Source organism: Proteus sp. GOKU, from assembly GCF_015475555.1.
Taxonomy (GTDB): domain Bacteria; phylum Pseudomonadota; class Gammaproteobacteria; order Enterobacterales; family Enterobacteriaceae; genus Proteus; species Proteus mirabilis_B.
In genome coordinates, this window is record NZ_CP034105.1 from 765143 (window position 1) to 789845 (window position 24703).

22 protein-coding genes are annotated in these 24703 nt (G+C 38.6%); 7 read left to right on the forward strand and 15 right to left on the reverse strand.

Annotated features, from left to right (window positions below):
- Window positions 1–246: 246 nt before the first annotated feature.
- The 3 genes from dxs to xseB form a co-directional block, all read right to left on the reverse strand.
- Window positions 247–2112, reverse strand: coding sequence for a 1-deoxy-D-xylulose-5-phosphate synthase (gene dxs, locus EHE21_RS03530; RefSeq protein ID WP_194951858.1), 1866 nt, complete (start codon window positions 2110–2112; stop codon window positions 247–249).
- 66 nt (window positions 2113–2178) lie between these two features.
- On the reverse strand, window positions 2179–3102 hold the full coding sequence (ispA, locus tag EHE21_RS03535; RefSeq protein WP_088493693.1) for a (2E,6E)-farnesyl diphosphate synthase: 924 nt from the start codon (window positions 3100–3102) through the stop codon (window positions 2179–2181).
- On the reverse strand, window positions 3103–3366 hold the full coding sequence (gene xseB / locus EHE21_RS03540; protein ID WP_023580876.1) for an exodeoxyribonuclease VII small subunit: 264 nt from the start codon (window positions 3364–3366) through the stop codon (window positions 3103–3105).
- Between the two features lie 201 nt (window positions 3367–3567).
- On the opposite strand from xseB, the gene thiI reads away from it, so the two are divergent.
- Window positions 3568–5019 carry a tRNA uracil 4-sulfurtransferase ThiI gene (gene thiI, locus EHE21_RS03545; protein WP_194951859.1) on the forward strand — a complete coding sequence of 484 codons (1452 nt, stop codon included), beginning with the start codon at window positions 3568–3570 and terminating at the stop codon, window positions 5017–5019.
- A gap of 264 nt (window positions 5020–5283) precedes the next feature.
- Here the strand turns inward: thiI and EHE21_RS03550 are convergent, their stop codons facing one another.
- From EHE21_RS03550 to panE, 3 genes are all read right to left on the reverse strand, one after another.
- Window positions 5284–5706, reverse strand: coding sequence for a phosphoribosyltransferase (locus EHE21_RS03550; RefSeq protein WP_194951860.1), 423 nt, complete (start codon window positions 5704–5706; stop codon window positions 5284–5286).
- Between the two features lie 470 nt (window positions 5707–6176).
- Entirely contained in the window at window positions 6177–6794 is a 618-nt protein-coding gene (yajL, locus tag EHE21_RS03555; RefSeq protein WP_088493689.1) for a protein deglycase YajL, read from the reverse strand.
- A complete protein-coding gene (panE, locus tag EHE21_RS03560; protein WP_194951861.1) occupies window positions 6763–7683 on the reverse strand; it encodes a 2-dehydropantoate 2-reductase in 921 nt (306 codons plus the stop codon). The genes yajL and panE overlap by 32 nt, the downstream gene beginning before the upstream one ends.
- A gap of 225 nt (window positions 7684–7908) precedes the next feature.
- On the opposite strand from panE, the gene EHE21_RS03565 reads away from it, so the two are divergent.
- Window positions 7909–8400, forward strand: a complete 492-nt coding sequence (locus EHE21_RS03565) for a YajQ family cyclic di-GMP-binding protein (RefSeq protein ID WP_072063676.1) — start codon at window positions 7909–7911, stop codon at window positions 8398–8400.
- A gap of 78 nt (window positions 8401–8478) precedes the next feature.
- On the opposite strand, the gene EHE21_RS03570 is transcribed toward EHE21_RS03565, so the two are convergent.
- From EHE21_RS03570 to EHE21_RS03600, 7 genes are all read right to left on the reverse strand, one after another.
- Window positions 8479–9849, reverse strand: coding sequence for an MFS transporter (locus EHE21_RS03570; RefSeq protein WP_194951862.1), 1371 nt, complete (start codon window positions 9847–9849; stop codon window positions 8479–8481).
- Window positions 9850–10022: 173 nt separating this feature from the next.
- Window positions 10023–10907: a heme o synthase gene (gene cyoE, locus EHE21_RS03575; protein WP_069368580.1), complete on the reverse strand. Its 885-nt coding sequence runs from the start codon at window positions 10905–10907 to the stop codon at window positions 10023–10025.
- A gap of 11 nt (window positions 10908–10918) precedes the next feature.
- Window positions 10919–11251 carry a cytochrome o ubiquinol oxidase subunit IV gene (locus tag EHE21_RS03580; protein WP_006535101.1) on the reverse strand — a complete coding sequence of 111 codons (333 nt, stop codon included), beginning with the start codon at window positions 11249–11251 and terminating at the stop codon, window positions 10919–10921.
- Window positions 11251–11862 (reverse strand): cytochrome o ubiquinol oxidase subunit III, encoded by a 612-nt coding sequence (locus EHE21_RS03585; protein ID WP_036932890.1) that lies wholly within the window; start codon window positions 11860–11862, stop codon window positions 11251–11253. Before EHE21_RS03585 ends, EHE21_RS03580 begins: the two co-directional genes overlap by 1 nt.
- A complete protein-coding gene (gene cyoB / locus EHE21_RS03590) occupies window positions 11862–13844 on the reverse strand; it encodes a cytochrome o ubiquinol oxidase subunit I (protein WP_194951863.1) in 1983 nt (660 codons plus the stop codon). The genes EHE21_RS03585 and cyoB overlap by 1 nt, the downstream gene beginning before the upstream one ends.
- Before the next feature lie 4 nt (window positions 13845–13848).
- Entirely contained in the window at window positions 13849–14799 is a 951-nt protein-coding gene (gene cyoA, locus EHE21_RS03595; protein WP_088493685.1) for a cytochrome o ubiquinol oxidase subunit II, read from the reverse strand.
- Window positions 14800–15295: 496 nt separating this feature from the next.
- Window positions 15296–16057 (reverse strand): outer membrane protein OmpK, encoded by a 762-nt coding sequence (locus tag EHE21_RS03600; protein WP_194951864.1) that lies wholly within the window; start codon window positions 16055–16057, stop codon window positions 15296–15298.
- A 364-nt stretch (window positions 16058–16421) separates the two neighbouring features.
- Here EHE21_RS03600 and dbpA point away from each other — a divergent pair, with 364 nt between their 5' ends.
- A complete protein-coding gene (gene dbpA / locus EHE21_RS03605) occupies window positions 16422–17795 on the forward strand; it encodes an ATP-dependent RNA helicase DbpA (protein ID WP_194951865.1) in 1374 nt (457 codons plus the stop codon).
- 77 nt (window positions 17796–17872) lie between these two features.
- On the opposite strand, the gene ampG is transcribed toward dbpA, so the two are convergent.
- The gene (ampG, locus tag EHE21_RS03610) at window positions 17873–19393 is read right to left on the reverse strand and encodes a muropeptide MFS transporter AmpG (protein WP_194951866.1); all 1521 of its coding nucleotides are present in this window, start codon (window positions 19391–19393) and stop codon (window positions 17873–17875) included.
- A 56-nt stretch (window positions 19394–19449) separates the two neighbouring features.
- Window positions 19450–20028 carry a YajG family lipoprotein gene (locus tag EHE21_RS03615; protein WP_088493681.1) on the reverse strand — a complete coding sequence of 193 codons (579 nt, stop codon included), beginning with the start codon at window positions 20026–20028 and terminating at the stop codon, window positions 19450–19452.
- A 340-nt stretch (window positions 20029–20368) separates the two neighbouring features.
- Between EHE21_RS03615 and bolA the strand changes: the two genes are divergently transcribed.
- The 4 genes from bolA to clpX all read left to right on the forward strand — a co-directional run bounded on the left by bolA (window position 20369) and on the right by clpX (window position 24604).
- Complete coding sequence (bolA, locus tag EHE21_RS03620; protein WP_075671985.1) at window positions 20369–20683, forward strand: transcriptional regulator BolA; 315 nt, start codon at window positions 20369–20371, stop codon at window positions 20681–20683.
- A gap of 321 nt (window positions 20684–21004) precedes the next feature.
- Entirely contained in the window at window positions 21005–22309 is a 1305-nt protein-coding gene (gene tig / locus EHE21_RS03625; protein ID WP_194951867.1) for a trigger factor, read from the forward strand.
- A gap of 257 nt (window positions 22310–22566) precedes the next feature.
- A complete protein-coding gene (gene clpP, locus EHE21_RS03630; protein ID WP_100159251.1) occupies window positions 22567–23190 on the forward strand; it encodes an ATP-dependent Clp endopeptidase proteolytic subunit ClpP in 624 nt (207 codons plus the stop codon).
- Between the two features lie 142 nt (window positions 23191–23332).
- Window positions 23333–24604, forward strand: a complete 1272-nt coding sequence (gene clpX, locus EHE21_RS03635; protein WP_194951868.1) for an ATP-dependent protease ATP-binding subunit ClpX — start codon at window positions 23333–23335, stop codon at window positions 24602–24604.
- Window positions 24605–24703 lie beyond the last annotated feature (99 nt).

The window sequence follows — 24703 nt, forward strand, 5'->3', positions numbered from 1 at the left end:
GGCAAACAAAAAGAAAGAAAAATATAACTGATTGAATAAATTAACGCTGAATGGATTCAATAAGGAAAGTGGTTATTTTCAGTGAATTTCATAAAAATGTGATGATGGACAAGATTATAATTGAAGAAAATATGAGGTGTGAAAGCGTGAACCAGTATATAAAAGTAGACAAATTTTAGCTTAGAAAATACATTAACCTCTCCTATAGTTAATTAGGAGAGGTTATTTTAAATCATTTTAATTCAATTAGTTAGCTTGATAGGCTTTAATTGATTTTTCGATACCGTCTGCATCTAAACCTAAGTCAGTTCTGATCTCTTCTTGTCCACCTTGTGGTACAAATAGATCAGGTATACCTAAGTTTAAGACAGGTACTAAGCAACGTTCTTGCATCAGTAATTCATTAACACCACTGCCAGCGCCACCCATAATCGCATTCTCTTCTAACGTTACCAACATATCATGTTGCTCTGCCAGAGAAAGGATAAGGGATTTATCAAGAGGTTTGATAAAACGCATATCAGCCACAGTTGCATCAAGTTTTTCAGCGACTTCTAACGCTTCAGGCAGTAATGTACCAAAGTTTAGAATAGCAATGCCTTTACCTTGGCGACGAATAATGCCTTTACCCATAGGCAATGGACTGAGTGGTTGTAATTGCGCACCAACACTAGAGCCTCTTGGGTAACGTACTGCAACAGGGCCATCTTGATAGTGATAACCCGTGTGAAGCATTTGGCGACACTCATTTTCATCACTTGGTGCCATAATGACCATATTAGGAATACAGCGTAAGAATGAGAGATCGAAAGCACCTTGGTGAGTTTGACCATCTGCTCCCACAATACCACCACGATCAATAGCAAATAAAACAGGCAGTTTTTGAATGGCAATATCGTGGATCACTTGATCGTAAGCGCGTTGTAAGAATGTTGAGTAGATAGCAACAATAGGCTTATAACCACCAATTGCTAAACCTGCTGCAAAGGTAACGGCGTGTTGTTCTGCGATCGCAACATCAAAGTATTGTGATGGGTATTCTTTTGAGAAACGCACCATACCAGAGCCTTCACGCATAGCAGGGGTAATTGCCATGAGTTTTGGATCGGTTGAGGCTTCTTCACATAACCAGTCACCAAAAATTTTAGAAAATGTAGGTCGTGCATTAGGGCTTTTAGGTAATGTACCTGCTTGTGGATCAAACTTAGGTACAGCATGCCAGCTAATAGGATCACGTTCAGCAGGTGCATATCCACGACCTTTCTTAGTCATAATATGCAGGAGTTGAGGACCTTTTAGATCACGCATATTAGCGAGTGTTTGCACTAACGCAATAACATCATGACCATCAACTGGACCGATATAATTAAAGCCCAATTCTTCAAACATGGTGCCGGGAACAACCATGCCTTTAATATGTTCTTCTGTCTTTTTCAGTAATTCTTTAATCGGTGGAATACCAGAAAAGACCTTTTTTCCACCTTCACGTAAGGTGGTATACAGTTTGCCTGATAACAATTGTGCAAGATGATTATTCAATGCACCAACGTTTTCGGAGATTGACATCTCGTTGTCATTAAGTACAACGAGCATATCTGGCTCAATATCACCTGCGTGGTTCATTGCTTCAAAAGCCATACCCGCAGTAATTGCACCATCACCAATCACACAAACTGTTTTTCTGTTCAGCTTTTCTTGTTCAGCTGCAACAGCCATACCTAAACCTGCACTAATAGAGGTTGAAGAGTGACCGACACAAAGTTTGTCGTATTCACTCTCTTCTCGCCAAGGGAAGGGGTGTAACCCATTTTTTTGGCGGATAGTATCAATGCGGTCACGGCGACCTGTTAAGATCTTATGGGGATAGGCTTGATGACCCACATCCCAAATAAGATTATCAAAAGGGGTTTTATAGACGTAATGAAGAGCAACCGTTAACTCAATAGCACCTAAACCTGAGGCGAAGTGACCACTTGAGCGGCTGACACTGTTAAGAAGAAATAGCCTTAGCTCATCACAGAGTTTAGGTAAACTCTCTTTTGGTAATAGGCGCAAATCTTCTGGTGTTTCAACCAACGCCAATGTGGGATATTTTTCGATATCAATGCTCATGTGATGCCTATTAATTAATCACTTGTAATAGGGAAAGAACAGGTAAGCTGCTCTCTTTATTTTTTATTAGTTTTTCCGTTCGACGATAAAACTCGCTAATTGTTTAAGCGTGGTCGTATCGTACTCGTATTGCTCAAGAAACGCTAAGGCATCCAGTGCTTCGTTATACAATTCCTGTGCTTTCTTTTGAGCTTGCTCTAACCCAAGAAGTGCAGGATATGTGCTTTTTCCTGACTCTTGGTCGCTACCTTGACGCTTTCCTGTTTCTTCAGTACTGCCAATGACATCTAAAATGTCATCTTGTACCTGAAATGCAAGGCCAATAGAGTGGGCATATTTATCTAATGCGGGTAATACATCGTGACCTTTTGAGCCAGCACTAAATGCGCCTAAGCGAACAGCCGCACGAATTAATGCACCTGTCTTGTGTAAATGGATTTTTTCAAGAGATGCGAGATCAATGGATTTATCTTCGGCTTCAAGATCAAGAGCTTGACCACCACACATACCAGCAAGCCCGCTGGCTGTTGCTAATTCAGCAATCATTGCAACCCGATCACTCATTGCAACATCAGGCATTGGATTTTTTGCTAAGATCTCAAAGGCAAGTGTTTGTAATGCATCGCCCGCTAAAATTGCGTTGGCTTCACCAAACTCAATATGACATGTAGGTTTACCACGACGTAAATCATCATCATCCATCGCAGGTAGATCATCATGAATAAGAGAATAAGCGTGAATACATTCTACTGCAGCGGCTGGTGCATCAAGGTTAAGAGCAGGGATTTTAAACATTTCACCTACTGCATAAACAAGGAAAGGACGTAAGCGCTTTCCACCTAAAAGGGCACCATAATGCATGGCTTTACCTAGAGGCATGTCAGTAAATGGTAAAGCGGATAGCGCTTGGTTTAATGCATCGTCAACACGCTGGTGGGCGGAATCTAATTTATGACGGAACGCATCCGTACTTGAAGTTGCGTTACTCAATTATTCTGCCTCTTGGATAAAATCATCAGGAGTTGCATTATCATCTTCTTTTAGAAGAATACGAACACGCTGTTCAGCGTCTTGTAATGTTTTTTGTCCAACACGGGCTAGACGAACGCCATGTTCAAATTCATTAAGCGCTTCTTCTAAAGGGAGTTCACCGGATTCTAAACGGTTTACGATTTGCTCAAGTTCTTGCATAGATGCTTCGAAACTTGGTGCTTGTGCGATGTCTTCGTTAATTGGTGTCGTTTTCTTAGCCATAATATTTTTGATAATAAAGCATGTTAGCGCTGAATAATAGCGATCATCTTACTACAATTGAGAAGAAAATTTCTTATTCAGTCGATGATTTTTGCGGGTGAGCCCTAAATATTGGTGATATACTTTGTGACTTTTATAAACTCCAGTCAATTTACATCACTGTAGTTTATGTTTCTACTTAATAACCTATGACCATTGACTATGAAGTTTATTATTAAATTATTCCCCGAAATTACGATCAAAAGCCAATCAGTTCGTATACGTTTTATCAAGATCCTCACTAGCAATATTCGTAATGTTCTTAATACATTAGGTGATGAAATCACCGTTGTCCGCAATTGGGATAACATTGTTGTTGTCAGTAAGGATGAAAGCAAAAGTGAGGCGGTATGTGATGCATTAACGCGTATTCCTGGTATTCATCACTTTCTACAAGTAGAAGAGCATCCGTACACTGATCTACACAATATTTTTGAGCAAACTTTTGCAGCATTTAAGCATTTAGTTGAAAACAAAACATTTTGTGTTCGTGCCAAACGTCGTGGTAAACACAGTTTTACTTCAAATGAAGTTGAGCGTTATGTTGGTGGTGGTTTTAACCAACACATTGAAAGCGCAAAAGTGAAATTAACCCGCCCAGATGTCACCATTAATTTGGAAATTGAAGACGACAAACTTATTCTGGTAAATGCGCGTTATGAAGGTATTGGCGGTTTCCCAATTGGCACACAAGAAGATGTTTTATCACTGATCTCTGGTGGTTATGACTCAGGTGTATCGAGCTATATGTTAATGCGTCGTGGTAGCCGAGTTCACTATTGTTTCTTTAACTTAGGTGGTTCTGCTCACGAAATTGGCGTTAAACAAGTTGCGCATTATTTATGGAACCGTTTTGGTCGTTCACATAAAGTGCATTTCGTTGCTGTTGATTTTGAGCCAGTTGTCGCAGAAATCTTAGAAAAAGTCGATGATGGTCAAATGGGTGTTGTATTAAAACGTATGATGGTACGTGCAGCATCAAGAGTGGCAGAACGTTATGGTGTTCAAGCAATTGTTACTGGCGAAGCATTAGGGCAGGTTTCTAGCCAAACCTTAACTAATTTACGTTTAATTGATAATGCGACAGACACGTTAATTTTACGTCCTCTTATCACTCATGATAAAGAGAACATTATCAATATCGCACGTCAAATTGGTACAGAAGATTTCGCTCGCACAATGCCTGAATTCTGTGGTGTGATTTCAAAAAGCCCAACAGTGAAAGCGGTAAAAGCGAAGATCGAAGCAGAAGAAGAGAAGTTTGATTTTTCTATTCTTGATAGCGTTGTTGAAAATGCTAAAAATATGGATATTCGTCGTATTGCAGAAGAAACCGTACAGCAAGTTACTGAAGTTGAAATGGTCTCTGAATTCGGCGCTAACGACGTTATTCTGGATATTCGCTCACCAGAAGAGCAAGAGACTTCACCATTAAAGATAGAAGGTATTGATGTTAAAGAGCTACCTTTCTATAAACTAAGCACTCAGTTTGGTGATTTAGATAACGCAAAAACCTATGTACTCTATTGTGATCGTGGAATGATGAGCCGTTTACAGGCGCTTTATTTACGTGAGCAAGGTTTTGAGAACGTTAAAGTCTATCGTAAAAAATAATATATAACGTTTATATTGTTGATAAAAAAGCCACTATAAAGTGGCTTTTTTTAATTATACAACTTTTATGTTGGGGAATGTCGCTGCCATTCTCCGGATGATTACTTTGCTCTTATTGCTTGACCATCATCATGGTGCTTGCGCGAGCCCACATTTTTTACAAAATGTTTCATATTTATAGAGCCAAGGGCGTATGTTGGCTCTTAAGCTAGAAATATTATCTAGAACTAAGGAATATATATTAATCTTAAAAAGAGATCAAATTCAAAGATTACTTAAAAGGCAGATTGCAGTAGAACATGTTAATCCTGATCTATTTAATTCTATAGTTGCTGTATTTAATGTTGTTCCTGTTGAGAGTAAGTCATCAATTAAAATAATATTATAATGATTTAATCTATTAATATCGAAATCTGGGTTTATTTTCCAAGGGGAAAAGTAGTGCCTGATTTTATTTGGAATTTTTTTTATTGTGAAAATAGTATTAGGTGGTAATTTTTGTAATTCAGATAATGTTCTTTTTATTGGTTTTATATGGGATTCTTTTTTATTTGTTTCTTCATTAAAATAATTATTAACTACTTCTTCCACAGTGCATTTAATAAATACATCATCGCAAAAACTTGATCTGAAGTGGCGAGAGATCCTTCTTGCTAAGAAGTATGGTACTGCTGTAGATGACGGCATGACGATAAATATAATATTTTTATCTATTATTTTAGATCTGATTTTATTTAAAATAGCTAAGAAGGAAGGTTTGAATTTGTATAGCTCATTTTTTGTTATTTTATAATTATAGATACCTTTTAATGAGTATATTAAAGGGTTACCATCTCTATCACTATCACCAAATTTAGTTCGTTGATAAATACTGAATATAGTTAATTTGTTTTTCTTACCTATTATGCTAATTTTAGGGTTTTTATTAGCGCTCGTTATTACTCGACGTTCATGCTGAGTATTTAAAGTAATTATTTTATTTTCAGAAATATCTATACCCAGAAGATTGTATCCTTATATATTAGTCGAGTAGCTAAATTCATTTCTCATAATACTAACATGTTGAAAATAGCTTAAATATAAAGAATATCTGAAATAAAAATGGAACCGCTTTAATAATATTATATATTTGCGGTTCTAGTTATCTACTAACCTACTTACCTATCCCCAAAGCCTGTAAATTCATCTTGGTAATTATAAATGCCGGGTGGTAATACAAGTTGTTTGGCAACATCGGCAGCGACTTCTTTGCCTTTTAAGCGCTCAATAATTTTTAGTGCAAAATCGATAGATGTTGCAGGTGCTTGGCTAGTAATTAAGTTAACTCTTTCATCAAAATAGACTCGATAATCAACCCATTTTTTCGGTGATATTTTATCTTTTAATGCAGGAAAGCCCGTCATGTTGCCGATGGGAAAAATATTGTGAGATTCAAGAATAATGGCAGGTGCTGCACAGATGGCTGCGACAAGTCTATTCTCACTGTGCATACGGCGCACTTTCTCAACCACTAAAGGGCTGTCTCTTAAGGTTTCAGTACCTTGTAACCCACCGGGTAGAATAATAACGTCGTAATGATGATCAACGACACGAACTAAAGGCGCATCAGCTACAATTTTAATACCACGAGAACAAGTGATAACAAGATCATCGACATCATCTTCTGCACTCGCAAGTACAACATTAATACCGGCTCTTACCAGCAAATCTGCGGTGGTAACGACTTCGGTTTCTTCACTTCCATTAGCTAGGCAGATGAGCGCTGATATGGTCATAATTGCCTTCCTGTTGTTTAATAAATTGAAAAAGGCGGTTATTTTCGGGTAATACGAGCCCTTGTTCTGAAGCTCGACGTAATAAATAACCAGTAATATAGTCAATCTCTGTATGGCGTTGATATTTCACATCTTGATACATAGACGAATAATTATTTGCTGTCTGTTCTATCGTATCAATAATATAACCATGAAGATGGGCTTGAGACGTTGGTACAACACCTTCGCGCTCCATTACTAAATAAACTTCATCGCATATTTTTTGAATATGTTCAGGATAACGTAATAAATCCCCATTACGGCATTGATAATAAACGGTAAGAGGGTTGATAACGCAATTAACTGCAAGTTTTAGCCAACTAATCGTATGGATATCATTATGCCAAGCGACATCAGGTAAAGCATGATGCAAGATTTCTGCTAAATAACTGTATTGCTGAGCTGCATGATTTAATGGGCCTATATGTGTTATTCCTGTTGCTGTATGAATAACATCTTGCCCTTGTTGATAAGCACCATGAGTAATAATGCCTTGTAAAATAGGTCTGATAACGGGGTGCTGTGTTGCTGTTAATTCATCAGCAGTACCCATACCATTATGAATTAATAAAATAGGACATTGTGCAGAAAGATAAGGTAGTAGCGCATTAACCGCATCTGAGACTTGCCAAGATTTTAAGCAGACAATTAATAATTCGCTTTGTTTTAACCATTCAAGTTGATTTGCGGTAATACGTTGATAAAAAGGCTCGCCATTAATGTTATCAACACTCACGTCTAAAAAAGGCTGAGGTACTCTTAGCCAACCTTGTACTTCATGAGATTGAAGTGTTAAAGCTGCAACCCAAAGTTTACCAATCGAACCACACCCTAAAACGGTAATTTTCATTGTGCCTCTTTTTACAAATCGTAATAGCGTAAGGTGGCTACTGACGGTCATTAGACTATTTAGCTAAAATTATAACATTGATTACACTTCTCTGTTTAAAGTATGTTTGCGCTTTACTGTAAGAGGAAATTAAAGGGATAAATTTGTTATTGAATGTGCAATGCTTTTTTGCAACCCTAAAAGAAGCTATTATTCGGGTTGTATTTATTTATTGAGGAAGAAAGAATGCCATCTTTTGATATCGTATCTGAAGTTGACTTACATGAAGTGCGAAATGCGGTAGAAAACGCACAACGTGAACTGACTACTCGCTGGGATTTTCGTAACGTTGAAGCAAGCTTTGAATTAAACGAAAAAGCAGAGTCAGTGAAAACGACCAGTGTATCTGAATTTCAGGTTCAACAATTATTAGATATTCTGCGTGAGAAAATGGCAAAAAGAGGGATTGATGGTGCGGTATTAAATATCCCTGAAGAAATGACTCACAGCGGAAAAATGTACAGCGTAGAAGCCACCTTAAAGCAAGGTATTGATACAGCTTTAGCGAAAAAAATTGTTAAGCTGATCAAAGACAGTAAATTGAAAGTTCAAGCCCAAATTCAAGGCGAGCAAGTTCGTGTTACAGGTAAATCGCGCGACGACTTACAAGCCGTGATGAAATTAGTAAGAGAAGGCGAGTTAGGGCAGCCATTCCAATTTAACAATTTCCGTGACTAATTATTTACCCCTTTAGTCATACAAAAATGCGCTGTTGAACCAGCGCATTTTTATTTCACCTAGTAAGCTTATTGACCTTTAAACTAAAGGGATCAGAGCCTCTAATGTTGCTCTTGGCGTCTGTTTAGTATCAACCTTGATATAGGCACTTTGTTCATCCGCCATAATCACAACTTCATTAACACCCGGTTGTTGCTTAAACAATTGTTGTAGTTGCTGTTGTTGGCTTGAAGACAAACTTTCAGGTAATTCAACACGTAAGCTACTGACATAAGAGGGTTGGCGTAATGTTAGGCTAATGAAAAACCAAATAAGACCAATCACTAAACAGCCTAAAAATACAGTTTGCGCACTATAATGTTGATAAAGCCATCCTCCTAAAATTCCGCCTAATGCCACACCTAAAAATTGGCTGGTGGAATAAATTCCCATCGCTGTACCTTTATAACCTGCTGGTGCTTCTTTACTAATTAATGAAGGAAGAAGTGCTTCCATAATATTAAATCCAATAAAGAAAACTTGAATACCTGCAATAATTAACCACAAGCTAGAGCCTGAAATAATCAAAATAGCTTGAGCAATAATAAGTAGGGAAATACAGAATAAGAAAACTTGTTTCATTTTTCGTTTCTTTTCTGCATAGATAATAAAAGGAAGTACAGTAATAAAGGCAATAAGCATGGTGACTAGATAAACAATCCAATGTTTTTCTTTCGCTAAACCTGCGCTACTCATAACCAGAGGAAGTGCAACAAATGCCGCCATTAATAAAGTATGTAGTGAAAAAATACCGGTATTTAATTTAAGAAGTTGTGCATCAAATAAAACTTTTTTTACGCTACCACGAACAAAGCCAGACTCTCGATTAAGAATATGGTGTTCGCTATTCGGTACGGTAAAAAGCGTAATAATAATGCCACCAAAGGCGAGTAGGGCAATTCCCCAAAACAGACCATGTAAGCCAAAAATATGCGTTAAAATAGGCCCTAAAACTAAGGCTAAAGCGAACGTTATCCCAAAGCTAATACCAATAAAGGCCATTGCTTTTGTTCTATTTTGTTCTCGTGTTAAATCTGATAATAAAGCCATTACTGCTGCTGAGATAGCTCCCGCGCCTTGTAATGCTCTACCAATAATAATGCCATAGATATTGTCACTGAGAGCCGCAATCAGACTACCAATAATAAAAATAATTAAGCCAAAAACAATCATAGGTTTTCGACCAAATTTATCAGAGAAAATACCAAAAGGAATTTGGAATATAGCTTGTGTTAATCCATAAATACCGATGGCTAATCCAATGAGAGATTCTGTTGCGTGTTGTAGTTGAAGCCCGTAGGTGGTTAAAACTGGGAGTACCATAAACATGCCAAGCATGCGAAGAGAAAAAACAGTGCCTAGTCCCCATGTTGCTTTGCGCTCTAATGGGGTCATTTTATTATCATTCATGGATTACCTCGTATTACTGATACCTCCATTGTAATGACATTTTCCAGTGAGGTTAATCAATAAATGGGATACAAAAAAGACAAAACTGTACTGATATCATGCGAAGTCGTAAAAGAGATAAAAAAATACCAGTCAGAAGGCTGACTGGTATTTAGGTTACTTTAATAAATACATTATCTTAGATACGCAAGAACCGCTTCTGTTGAGCTTGTTGGATCAACAGACATCATTACGCTTAATGAAGTGATTGCGACAATAGAGAAAATAAATAATTTTCGTGCCCACACAATATCATTGGTTGCTTTATAACCTGATAAAGCCATGCCTAACCACCAAATACTGACGGCTGAAGCCACAATCAGGTATTTATAGCCGGCATAACCAACTAATGTCAGCATTAAGGTTGCGATCATAAACGCCAGAATATAAAGAATGATATGGCGTTTAGCGACTGAGATCCCTTTAATTACAGGTAATACAGGGATATTTGCAGCTTGGTAGTCTTTAAAACGGAAAATAGCAATGGCATAAGAGTGAGGCATCTGCCACAAACTAAAGATAAGTAATAGGATTGCCGCGCCTGCATCAAATTCACCGCTAACGGCACAATAGCCAATAACAGGAGGTGCAGAGCCAGATAAACTTCCAATCAGTGTGCCATAAACAGATTTACGCTTCATGTAGAGGCTATAAACCCCAACATAAATAATAAAACCGAATACAGCGATAAACATTGCAAGTGGGTTGGCTGCTACATAGAGCAGCACAACACCTGCAATACCTAATACTGAGGCATAAATCAGGCTAATTCGAGGGTCAATTAATCCTTTAACTAATGGACGATTCTTCGTTCTTTCCATGATACGGTCAATATCACGGTCAATGTAGTTGTTAAAAACACAACCAGAAGCAACGACCAGAGACACCCCAAGCAGAGTCGCGAAAAATAGGGAGTAATCAATCTCACCTTTAGAAGCGAGCAGAAAACCACCTATTACAGAAATTAAATTTCCGAAAATAATTCCTGGTTTGGTGACTTGTAGGTATTGCTTAATCATAGCGACAACTCTTAATCCATCATCATATTGATGTTCAGGTTGTACATAATCCACAACGAGCCTACGACAACAATGCCGATAATAAGCAGTGTGAACAGGAATGCGACGACGTTCCAGCGCTCTTCTGATGACGTATTCATATGCAAGAAGCAGACTAAGTGAACCACAATTTGCACAACTGCCATACCGACAACAGTCCATAGAATTGTTGCTGGTGTCGCTGTTCCTTCCATCACCATCCAAAATGGAATTACGGTGAGGATAACAGACAGAATAAAGCCAATCAGATAAGACTTCATGCTGCCGTGGCTTGCGCCTGAAGGAGAAGTATTTGGATGACTCATTACATCGCTCCCATCAGATAAACTACGGTGAACACACAGATCCAGACAACATCAAGGAAGTGCCAGAACAGACTTAAACAGCTTAAACGAGTACGGTTAACTTCAGTTAAACCACGGCGTGATACTTGGATCATCATAATAACAATCCAAATTAAGCCAGCCGTTACGTGAAGACCGTGTGTTGAAACTAATGCAAAGAATGCAGATAAGAATGCACTGCGATCTGGGCCATAACCTTCTGCGATTAGCTCATGGAATTCGTAGACTTCCATGATGACGAAACCTAAGCCGAATAAGAAAGTAACAAATAACCACAGATTAACTTGGCTAACGCTACCTTTGTTCATGCTCAGCATAGCGAAACCAAAAGTGATACTACTAAATAGCAGTAGGAAGGTTTCAACTAAAACAAACGGTAAGCTAAAAATTTCTTTACCTGAAGGGCCATCCGCAATCCCGTTAACAAGCACCGCATAAGTGGCGAATAAGCTGGCAAACAGGATAAGGTCGCTCATTAGGTAGATCCAGAAGCCGAAAACTTTCGTCGCTCCTGCATCGTGGTGCCCATGATGCTCATGGGCGTTTGTGTTATTTACAGTTTGAGTAGACATTATTTCACACCTGCTTTTTTCAGTTCTTCATAATGCTTATTCTCGAGAGCTTCAATTTCAGGTACTTGGACATAGTAATCCACATCTGTATCAAAGCTTTTCACGATCCAAGTGACAATCATGCCAGCGAAACCAACGATAGCTAACCACCAGATATGCCAGATCATGGCAAAACCAAGTACTAAGCTAAATGCTGAGATAATCACACCAGCGCCTGTATTTTTAGGCATATGGATTGGTTCGTATTTAGTTGGACGCTGATAAGCTGTGCCTTTTTCTTTCTGATCCCACCACTCATCACGCGTTTGAACATTAGGTTCAACGGCAAAGTTATAGAAAGGAGCAGGTGAAGAAATTGACCATTCAAGAGTACGTCCACCCCATGGATCTCCCGTTAAATCACGGTTTTGATCACGGTCACGGATACTTACGTAGATCTGGACAACTTGACAAGCGATACCAATAGCAATCAGTGCAGCACCACCCGCAGCAACCATCAGCATTGGATGGAATTCTGGGTTGATGTTTTGGCTGATACGACGAGTCATACCCATAAAGCCAAGGACGTACAGTGGCATAAAGGCCATAAAGAAGCCGATAAACCAGAACCAGAATGCACGGATACCCCATTTTTCATTCAGTGTGAAACCAAATGCTTTAGGGAACCAGTAAGTCATACCAGCGAAACAGCCAAATACCACACCACCGATAATAACGTTATGGAAGTGAGCAATTAAGAATAAGCTGTTATGTAGAACGAAGTTTGCACCCGGAACGGCTAACAGAACCCCAGTCATACCCCCAACAGAGAAGGTGATAAGGAAACCGATAGTCCACAGCATTGGGCTTTTATATTCGATACGGCCTTGATACATCGTAAACAGCCAGTTAAAGATTTTAACCCCTGTTGGTATTGCGATGATCATCGTGGCGATACCGAAGAAGGCATTGACGTTGGCGCCAGAGCCCATAGTAAAGAAGTGGTGTAACCAAACGATAAATGACAACACGGTAATTACGACAGTTGCACCAACTAAAGAGGTATAACCGAATAACCGTTTTTTAGAGAATGTTGCTGTAACTTCAGAGAACACACCAAATACTGGCAGAACAAGGATATAAACTTCTGGATGACCCCAAGCCCATACAAGGTTGATGTACATCATCATGTTACCGCCCATATCATTGGTAAAGAAGTGCGTACCAAGATAGCGGTCTAAAGTTAACAGCGTAATAGTGACTGTTAAAATTGGGAATGCAGCAATAATCAGGACGTTAGTACATAAAGCAGCCCAAGAGAATACTGGCATTTTCATCATGCTCATACCCGGCGCACGCATACGCAGGATAGTCGCGAAGAAGTTAACCCCAGTTAGAAGCGTACCAATACCGGATATCTGTAAACTCCATATCCAATAATCGACCCCGACTCCTGGGTTATATTCCAGACCAGAAAGTGGCGGATAAGCTAACCAACCTGTTTGTGCGAATTCACCAATACCTAAAGAAAGGTTGATAAGAACCACACCAACAACAAAGAACCAGAAGCTCAATGAGTTAAGGAAAGGGAAGGCAACATCACGAGCACCAATTTGTAAAGGTACAACGAGGTTCATCAGACCCACAACGAAAGGTGTTGCCATGAAGAAAATCATGATAACGCCGTGTGCGGTAAAAATCTGATCATAGTGATGAGGTGGTAAGAAACCAGCTTCGCCAGCAGAAGCGAGAGCTTGTTGGCTTCTCATCATAATCGCATCGGCAAAGCCACGGAACATCATGACCATTGCAACGAGGATATACATAATACCAATTTTTTTATGGTCAACGCTGGTTAACCATTCGGTCCACAACCATTTCCATTTACGAAAATAAGTTAGTGCGCCAACAACAGCAAGCCCACCAAGAACAATACCGAGTAAAGTAACGACGATAATTGGTTCATGTAGCGGGATTGCATCAAGAGTTAATTTTCCGAACATGCCTTTATTCCTCTGCTCCTGCATGCGCCGCATGGCTCATGTTCATATTCATTGTTGCATCAGCATGTGCTGTCTGATTGCCACTGGTGTGAGCGCCATGACCTGTGTGACCAAATTTAGAAATGGTCTCTTGGAATAGCATTGGCTTCACGCTTGAATAGTAGGTCACTGGATTTTTCTGGCTTGGTTTAGCAAGTTCATTAAATGCAGCGGTCGTATTTAACGTATCTGACGATTGTTTGACTTTTTCAACCCACGCATCGAAACCGGCACGATCAGGTGTCGCAATCGCTGTAAATTTCATATCAGAGAAACCGTGTCCACTATAACTTGCTGACATTCCTGGATATTCACCAGGTTCATTAGCAATTAAGTGCAACTTAGTTTGCATTCCTGCCATCGCATAGATTTGCCCACCTAATCGAGGGATAAAGAATGAGTTCATGACAGAGTCAGAAGTGATTTTGAAATTAACAGGAACATTAGTAGGAAAAGCCAGTTCATTAACTGTTGCAATACCTTGTTCTGGATAGATAAATAACCATTTCCAATCCATTGAAACTACTTCAATGGTGACAGGTTTTTCTGTGGACTCTAATGGTTTGTAAGGATCAAGCTCATGGGTTGTTTTCCATGTGATGCTCGCCAAAATCACAATGATGATAATTGGCACAGTCCAAACGACGAGTTCAATTTTATTTGAGTGAGCCCAGTTTGGGCGATAGGTGGCTTTAGTATTGGATTCACGGTAGCGAAAAGCGAAAACAATCACCATCAGTATTACCGGTATCACAACAATTAACATTAAACCAAGCGCAATGAGGATTAATGTTTTTTGCTCAGCGCCGATAGCGCCTTTGGGATTCATTAACGCCATATCACAGCCACTTAATAGAAGAGCTGCTGCTAATAGCGAGAGTGTCCCAATACTTTTTATGTATTTCATAAGTCTCATCCAACGACCCAAATGACAAAGGTTCTATTGTTGTTTCATCAGTATCAGTAAGGACATTTTACGGTAAGGTTGCGACAGTGTAAACAATTGTAATGGTAAGTAAGTGGTTGGTTAGTCTTTTGTGTTAATGTGATCACAAGTAATCAAAGTATTAAATAAATGTTAATTTAATTATTGCGTATTAACTATAATTTCATAAAGTACCATGTTTTTAAAATAAATACATATTTTTACAAATAAAAATTCAATAAAAAGTGTAAGAAAACGTATTCTGATTAAAAAAGTAACAAATTAGAGGTCAGAGGAGAGTTGAGGGGTAAAATCCTTTTTATATTGATGTTTAATATCCATATTTGATGCTTGTATGATTTTTAATATGGGTAATTAGTGATTTGATGAATGTTTATATCCAATGAGAAAAATTTTCATTAAGTGATAAAAAGAGGTTACAGCGAATAAAAATGCTTTCGCTGTAATGGAAATTAACAATTAGCGATCAAAAATTATATTTCAGGCTATATACAATGCCGTCTTGCAGAAAATCTTCGCCTAACTTTTTATAAGCATAACGATATTGAATACCAGTGGTAATAGAAGTCGTTGGGTGCCACCAAAAAGCTAAAGCGCCATTAAACCCATTTTGCCCACCATTGCCATAACGCTCATGACGGCTAAACTCCATTTCATGCCAATTGCTAATACTAAATTTTTGATTACTAATGGAAAAATCATATCCAGCAACCCAACCAACGACGTAGCCATTATTTCCTGAATAGTAAGTTTGATCGACATAATGAAGCGCGACAAATGGTTTAAACCATAAATTATCAATTTGTGTGTTATAGCCTAAACCGTAAAGCGTATTAACTTCATGGAAGTTGCCATTGTTTTCTTTACCCGGAAGTGACCATGTACCGTAAACGTGTCCGTATAGATTGAAATGACTTTCACCTAAATAAATGCGGCTTGTTGCTTTAACTGTATAACGTTGATTATCACCCGGTTGTGTTTTTCGAGGATTAAATGGATTTTCAAGATCAAAAAAGCCGTAAAACTCACCCCATGAAAAGTTAGCGCCACCTTCAAGTTCTAAATAGGCAAAATCATCTTTATGAGAGGATTGCCCTGTTTTGTGTGTTGTATGAGAAGTCCAATCAAGATAGTTGATACTGGTATTAGCGAAACCACCTAAATAACTAGCTTGGGCTGATAAAGAAAGTGTACTTGCGATGGTTAATAAAAATGTTTTTTTTATCATGAATAATCTCAATTAAATTTAATGAAATAATTTTGCGGTGAATTTATTTTTTAATATATTTTGAAACTATAACCCATTAAATCTCTATTTGTAGATCATAATATTGAAAATATGATCTATTTCTAGAATATTAAATTGATAATTAAAAGTGAGAATTTTAGTATTGTTTAGTTTATTTTTATAATCTGATCTTTTTTGAATGAATTAAGTATTTGGTGATTGGCTTTTTTGGCAAGAAAAAAAGGAAGTAAAAGAGGAAAGAAAAAAATGTGGCGAGGGTCGCGTAAAAATACCTCACGACACGGGAATAAAGGGATAGTATCATTAACCCATATTCGTTTTTATCTTACTTGGAATTTTCATTGTGACCTCATTTGCTGAACTTAACGCACTTCCTACTGAACAACTCGCTAACCTTAATGAATTGGGTTATCTCACTATGACTCCAGTTCAAGAAGCTGCTTTGCCCGCCATTCTTGAAGGAAAAGACGTTCGTGCTCAAGCAAAAACAGGTAGCGGTAAGACAGCTGCTTTCGGTTTGGGGCTATTGCAACACATTGATGCAAAACAGTTTAATACTCAATCACTTATTTTATGCCCAACGCGAGAACTTGCTGATCAAGTTGCAAATGAATTACGTCGTCTTGCTCGTTATCTTCCAAATATCAAAGTATTAACGTTGTGTGGTGGTGTTCCATTTAGCATCCAGCGTGATTCATTGATTCATGCTGCACATATTATTGTTGCAACGCCGGGTAGATTGCTTGATCACCTAAAAAAAGAAACTGTTACTTTAGATGATGTGAAAACATTGGTATTGGATGAAGCAGACAGAATGTTGGATATGGGATTTTTTGATGATATCAACGACATTATTTCTCGTATGCCAACCGCACGTCAAACATTGCTCTTTTCTGCAACTTGGCCAAATGAAATCGCAGCAATTAGCCGCAAAATTCAGCAAAATCCAGTAACTATTGAAATAAACTCTGTTGATGAACTTCCTGCGGTTGAACAGCAGTTTTATGAAATCTCTCGTCATGGAAAAATAGGATTACTGCAAAAGCTTTTAAGTCGTGAGCAGCCCGCTTCTTGTGTCGTATTTTGTAACACGAAACGAGATTGCCAAGATGTGTATGAAACACTGACAGAAAGCAACCAAAGTGTACTTGCTCTACACGGCGATATGGAACAGAGAGAGCGTGACCAAACACTTATTCGCTTTGCTAATGGGAGTTGTCGTGTATTAGTGGCAACAGATGTTGCGGCTCGTGGGCTTGATATTAAAGCGTTAGAAATGGTGATTAACTACGAATTATCGTGGGATCCTGAAGTTCATGTTCACCGAATTGGTCGTACAGCGAGAGCGGGTGAAAGTGGATTGGCTATTAGTTTTTGCGCACCAGAAGAAATTCAGCGTGTTAACGCTTTAGAAGAGATGCTTCATATGAAGATAAATTGGCTACCAGTACCAACTGGGCTACAAATTACGCCTCTTGAAGCAACAATGGCAACATTATGTATTGATGGTGGTAAAAAAGCGAAAATGCGTCCAGGTGATATTTTAGGCGCATTAACGGGTGATATGGGTTTCAATGGTGCCGACATTGGTAAAATTATGATTAACCCAACACATGCTTATGTTGCCGTAAAACAATCTATCGCCAAACAAGTTTGGAAACAGCTGCAACAAGGTAAAATTAAAGGTAAAGCAGTAAAAGTAAGATTGTTTAGATAATTTCTCTTTACTAAGAATGTAAAAGGACAGCTTAAGCTGTCCTTTTTTATGGTGCATATTTTGAGAAAGCAACAAAATTAATGTGTTGTTTTCTTCAGTGCCAAATAATCTAGGATTGTGCCAAAGACAAGGCTTATCGCACCAACAATAACACCATATAAAAAGAGTGTTGAAGCCCAAGCACTTAATCTTTCAGTATCTATTGATTGAATAAAATCAGCAGACTGGAACATTTCTAAAGTCGGTAGTGAATTTGTAATAACAAGAATTAAACTACAAATAAAGAAGAGAACGGTTAGCATCAAACCATAAATAGCAAAACGGTACTGCTTAATAAATAAAGTTCTTCTGAGGAATTCACCCGTTCTTTGCGTATAAATAAGTGTGTTTTTCGAAATCAACAGCAAAATAAGACCGGGGACCGAAGCAACAATAGAAAAAAGGTAAAAGGCTTCCCAACCGTGACTTTCAACGTACCAACCGGCAACTGGGCCAACATAAACACGACCAATGGCTGAGAGAGCTGAAAGCAACGCAAACTGTGTAGCTGAAAAGGAGAGGTGGCAAAGTGTCATTAATAGAGCAACGAATGCAGCTGTACCCATTCCGCCACAGATATTTTCAAATGCAACTACTGCACCCATGCTATAAATACTTTGCTCAGAAATAGCTAAATACCAGTAACCGATATTTGAGCCACCTTGCAAAATACCAAAAATCATCAGTGCTTTAAATAAACTCCAACGGCGCATTAATAAACCACCTAATAATGCCCCAACAATTGTGGCTGCAAGCCCAAGTGTTTTATTCACTAATCCTACTTCACCAGCATCAAATCCAGCACCACGAATAAGAAAGGTGGTACTTAAACTTAAGGCAAAGGCATCACCCATTTTATACAGCACAATAAGCAATAAAATTAGCCAAGCATTATTACGAGAGAAGAATTCATATAAAGGCTCAATAACCGCTTCATAGAGTGTACGTGGCGGATTTACGGCAGTTTCTGGCTCTTGAGCAAGTAATGTGGCAATAATACCAATACCCATTAAGGCAGCCATTAACCAATACATGTTTTGCCAGCCAATATATTTATCAGCCAACCAAAGTGCCATTCCTCCAGAAACAAGCATAGCTATGCGATAGCCTAATACAGAAACCGCAGCACCTGTACCACGCTCGTCTGCTTTTAGTATATCTGTTTTATAGGCATCAAAAACAATGTCTTGTGAAGCAGAACAAAAGGCAACAATGACCGCTAAAGAGGCAAGCCACCATAAATGATCATTAGGATTTAGAAATCCCATTCCTGCAATACCAATCACTAATCCTATTTGAGTGAGCAACATCCATCCTCGGCGACGGCCAAGAAAAGAAGGGGTATAGCGATCCATAAAAGGAGACCAAAGGAATTTAAAAACATAGGCTTGTCCCACCAATGAGAAAAAACCAATGGTTTTTAAATCGATATCTTCTACTGTCATCCATGCTTGTAATGTACCCGCGGTCAACGCCAGAGGTAATCCAGAAGTAAAGCCAAGTAATAGAAGAATAAATGATTTATACCAAGTGGTTTGTTTGAAGGCGGGCTGAACCATGCAAAAATTCCTTTCAACGACCTGTTTGAGATAACAGGTCGTTTATTCTAATAAAATTAACGGGCGTTAGATTTGATAAATTGACTGACTGAAGCGTCTTTTGCCATATCGCTAACGAGTTCACTTAAGACATTGTTAATCGCGGCGGCAATTTTCTCATTAGTTGCACCAAATGGACCTTGAACATTGTAGCTAGTACGGAATGTTTTGGTATTAGAACTGCCATTCGGTAAGGTGACGATAATTGAAATATCCGCTTTCGCACTGATATTATGACGAACACTTCCTTCACCAACTTCTGCATTAAGTTTATTGATAACAATAATCACATCAGCAGAAGCAGGAGAACCCATCATAAAACCACGGGCTGTCATTTGTTTTTGTAAAACTTCTTGCATTAAAAATGCAATATCACGAGTTGGAACAAGAACTTCTAATTTACCGTTGCGGTTAATTTCCGCTAGGTTTTTAGATGCACGTTTGTCTTGGCTTGAAATGTTCAGTGAAATAGGGCGCATTGTTGGATCGGCCGCAGGAACTGACATCACAGGTTCGATAGATAATTTGTTACTAGGAGTTGCACAACCTGAAAGCAGTGTTAATGCAAAAACAGCACAGAGTAAATTTTTAATCATGAGGTAATCTCGGTTAAATATGTCTGTTGTGTTAACAAGTAGAATAGGCTTCAAACTTTAGCCTATCATACCACTGCTGATAGGTTGCTAATATCCCCTTAACGAACGAAATTATCTGATTTTATCAATTGATTTTATTTCAAATTACCCTCATTTTTACTCATACATTTGACAATATTCGGCCAATGGTTTTACTCAAGATGAAAAATAAGCGATTATCATCAGCAAAATTAAAAAGAATAAGCTCATCATTTCGTATTGATAAAGACTAAATCAATATAGTCTGGTTGACTTGTTTTTTATTCACCATGGTATAAAGGCTAGAGTATTAGGGGCAGAGATGATCCGTGATGATATTGAGAATAAGCTGATTTCACGCTTTTCACCGCATTTTTTACAAGTAATAAACGAAAGCCATCGCCATAATGTGCCCGAAGGCTCTGAAAGCCACTTTAAAGTCATTATCGTTAGTGATGATTTTAATGAAAAACGTAGTGTTTCGCGCCATCGTGATGTGTACCAAACATTAGCTCATGAAATGGAAAATGGTGTTCATGCATTAGCATTGCACACCTTTACTTTGAGCGAATGGAATGAACAACAGGATAAAGCATTACGCTCTCCTGGGTGTCGTGGCGGAAGCCAAGAAGATTAACAACCTTATCGTTAATCGTGAGTAAATAGATCCTAAGATGCGTATTTTTTGTTCTTTATAGAGGAAAAAAGGGGAGAGTTGCTCGATTTTATGAAAAAATTGAGGAATAAAACGGCTCTTTCTCGACTCAACCCCTCTAGATCGTTATAATGTCGCGTCTAATTTTCAGTAAGGTTTCGGGATGCTTCTGATATCAGGGATCCTCGTTTTTTTAAATGTGGCGGCCCCGGTTCTGAAAGGAAAATAAACCTAAACATGTCAATATCATGTTAGTTTCCTTTAAAGTAGACCGAGCACTAAAACTTATTTTGAGGTAACAAGATGCAAGTTTCTGTTGAAACGACTCAAGGCCTAGGGCGTCGTGTCACAATCACCGTACCAGCCGCTGATATCCAAACTGCTGTAGACAGTGAACTGAAAAAAGCTGCTAAAACTGTTCGCATTGATGGTTTCCGTAAAGGTCACGTTCCAATGTCAATGGTTAAACAGCGTTACGGCATGTCAGTACTGAATGACGTTCTGGGTGACCTGATGCAGCGTAATTTCATTAACGCTATCATCGAAAACAAAGTAAACCCAGTTGGCGCGCCTGACTACAAACCAGAGCAATACAAAGAAGGTGAAGACTTTGTTTACTCTGTAGAATTCGAAGTTTTCCCAGAAATCGAACTGAAAGATCTGGAAAGCATTGAAGTTGTAAAACCTGTTGTTACTGTTAAAGACGAAGACGTTGATAACATGTTAGAAACACTGCGTAAGCAACAAGCAGAGTGGAAAGACAAAGACGGCGAAGTTGCAGCAGAAGATCGCGTAACTGTTGATTTCAACGGTTCTATTGACGGTGAAGAATTCGAAGGTGGAAAAGCTGAAGATTTCGTACTGGCAATGGGTCAAGGTCGTATGATCCCAGGTTTCGAAGAAGGCGTTATCGGTCATAAAACTGGCGAAGAATTCACAATCGATGTGACTTTCCCAGAAGATTACCACGCTGAAAACCTGAAAGGTAAAAAAGCACAATTCGCTATCAACCTGAAAAAAGTTGAAGAGCGTGAACTGCCAGAATTAACTGAAGAGTTCATCAAGCGTTTTGGTATTGCTGATGGTTCTGTTGATGGTTTACGTGCTGAAGTACGTAAAAACATGGAACGTGAACTGAAAAATGCAATCCGTACTCGTGTTAAATCACAAGTTATTGATGGCTTAGTTAAAGCAAACGAAGTTGACGTACCTGCAGCCGCTGTAGACAGCGAAATCGAAGTTCTGCAACGTCAAGCAGCTCAACGTTTTGGTGGCGACGAGAAACAAGCTCTGCAATTACCACGTGAACTGTTCGAAGAACAAGCTAAACGTCGTGTAATCGTTGGATTACTGTTAGGTGAAGTGATCAATAGTAATGAACTGAAAGCAGAAGACGACCGTGTGAATGCACTGATCGACGAAATGGCTTCAGCTTACGAAGATCCATCAGAAGTTGTTGAGTTCTACAACAAGAACGAACAACTGATGAATAACATCCGTAATCTTGCGTTAGAAGAGCAAGCGGTAGAAAAAATCTTAGCAAATGCTAAAGTAACTGAAAAAGAAACTAACTTCACTGAACTGATGAACGAAGTTCAAATGGGTTAATTCTTAACCGCGAATATCGGTTTTAAGCAAAAACCCGTGGTTTTTACCACGGGTTTTTTTCAGTTTGTATATATTTATCAAATTTTGCCTTGAAATTTGAGCGATTATCTCCAGATAATTCTATATTCTCTTTATCACTCCTCGCGAGGCGCCTTGAATGTCTTGTGAGAGATTAGATCATTAGAAATGGTCATGATCAATTATCTCAAGTAAAATTGTTGTCATTGGCACCAATAAGAATGCAATAGGAGACAGACATGTCATTTAACGACACACAGGAACAATTCGCACCTAATATGGCTCTGGTGCCGATGGTTATAGAGCAAACTTCGCGAGGAGAGCGTTCTTACGACATTTACTCACGTTTATTAAAAGAACGTATTATTTTCCTGACTGGCCAAGTTGAAGATCACATGGCTAATCTTATCGTTGCTCAAATGCTATTTTTAGAAGCAGAAAACCCAGAGAAAGACATCAACCTGTATATCAACTCACCAGGTGGCGTAATTACTGCGGGTATGTCTATCTATGACACCATGCAGTATATCAAAGCAGATGTTAGTACAATTTGTATGGGGCAAGCGTGTTCAATGGGCGCTTTCTTACTATCTGCTGGTGCGAAAGGTAAACGTATTTGCTTACCTAACTCTCGTGTGATGATCCACCAACCGTTAGGTGGTTTTCAAGGTCAAGCAACAGATATTCAAATTCATGCTCAAGAAATTTTGAAAGTAAAATCCCGTATGAATGAGCTAATGGCTCAACATACAGGTAAATCTATTGAAGAAATAGAAAGAGACACTGAGCGTGATCGTTTCTTATCCGCTAACGAAGCGTTAGAATACGGATTAGTGGATAAAGTCTATACTCAACGTAGCTAATCATTACACGTTGTAATAGTAACTGAATTAATACGTTTCCTTTGTTGGTCAATGATGCAAAGGAAGCTGCTATCAATATTTATGTAAAAAGACTTTCTTCTTCTTATAAATGATAAGAGGAATAACTAAGTGAGGTTGACTGATGACAGATAAGCGCAAAGATAGCTCAGGGAAGCTTCTGTATTGCTCTTTCTGCGGTAAAAGCCAGCATGAAGTGAAAAAATTGATTGCTGGTCCGTCGGTTTATATCTGTGATGAATGTGTCGATCTTTGTGTTGATATCATTCGTGAGGAAATAAAAGAACTGGCACCTCATCATGAACGCAGTGAATTGCCAACGCCACATGAAATCCGTAAGCACCTTGATGACTATGTTATCGGTCAGGAATTGGCTAAAAAAGTTTTGGCTGTTGCCGTTTATAACCACTATAAACGTCTGCGTAATGGCGATAAAGCCAATGGTGTTGAGCTAGGGAAAAGTAATATTTTGCTGATTGGCCCTACTGGTAGCGGTAAAACGTTATTAGCAGAGACATTAGCACGCTACCTTGATGTTCCTTTTACTATGGCAGATGCCACAACGCTGACAGAAGCGGGTTATGTGGGTGAAGATGTTGAAAACATCATTCAAAAACTGCTACAAAAATGCGATTACGATGTGCAAAAAGCACAACGTGGTATTGTTTATATTGATGAAATTGACAAGATCACTCGTAAATCTGAAAACCCATCAATCACTCGTGACGTGTCTGGTGAAGGTGTACAGCAAGCATTATTGAAATTAGTTGAAGGTACTGTGGCTTCTGTTCCTCCTCAAGGCGGACGTAAGCACCCACAACAAGAGTTTTTACAAGTAGATACTTCTAAGATCCTCTTTATCTGTGGTGGTGCATTTGCAGGGCTCGATAAAGTTGTTGCACAGCGTTTAAATACACATTCAGGTATTGGTTTTGGCGCAGAAGTTAAAAGCCAAAAAGAGAAAGCTAGCGAAGGTGAATTATTAGCCCAAGTTGAGCCAGAAGATCTGATTAAATTTGGTCTTATCCCTGAATTTATTGGTCGTTTACCTGTTGTTGCAACGCTAGGCGAATTAAGCGAAGAAGCATTAATCCAAATCTTACAAGAACCTAAGAATGCACTGACTAAGCAATATCAGGCATTATTTAAATTAGAAGGTGTGGATTTAGAATTCCGTAAGGAAGCGCTGACTGCAATTGCGAAAAAAGCGATGGTACGTAAAACAGGTGCTCGTGGTTTACGTTCAATTGTTGAAGCAGCATTACTTGATACGATGTATGACCTTCCTTCATTTGAAAATGCAGAAAAAGTGGTCATTGATGAAGGCGTTATTAATGGAAAATCTGAGCCTCTGGTTATTTATAGCCAACCAGAAAATCAGGCTTCAGGTGAATAATGCATCGTAATTTGGCAATGTCTCTTGTCTGACATTATCTAGTTTTCTCTCAAAATAAGAGAGAAATTTAAGATAAAGCGTGCCAACGCAATAAAAATG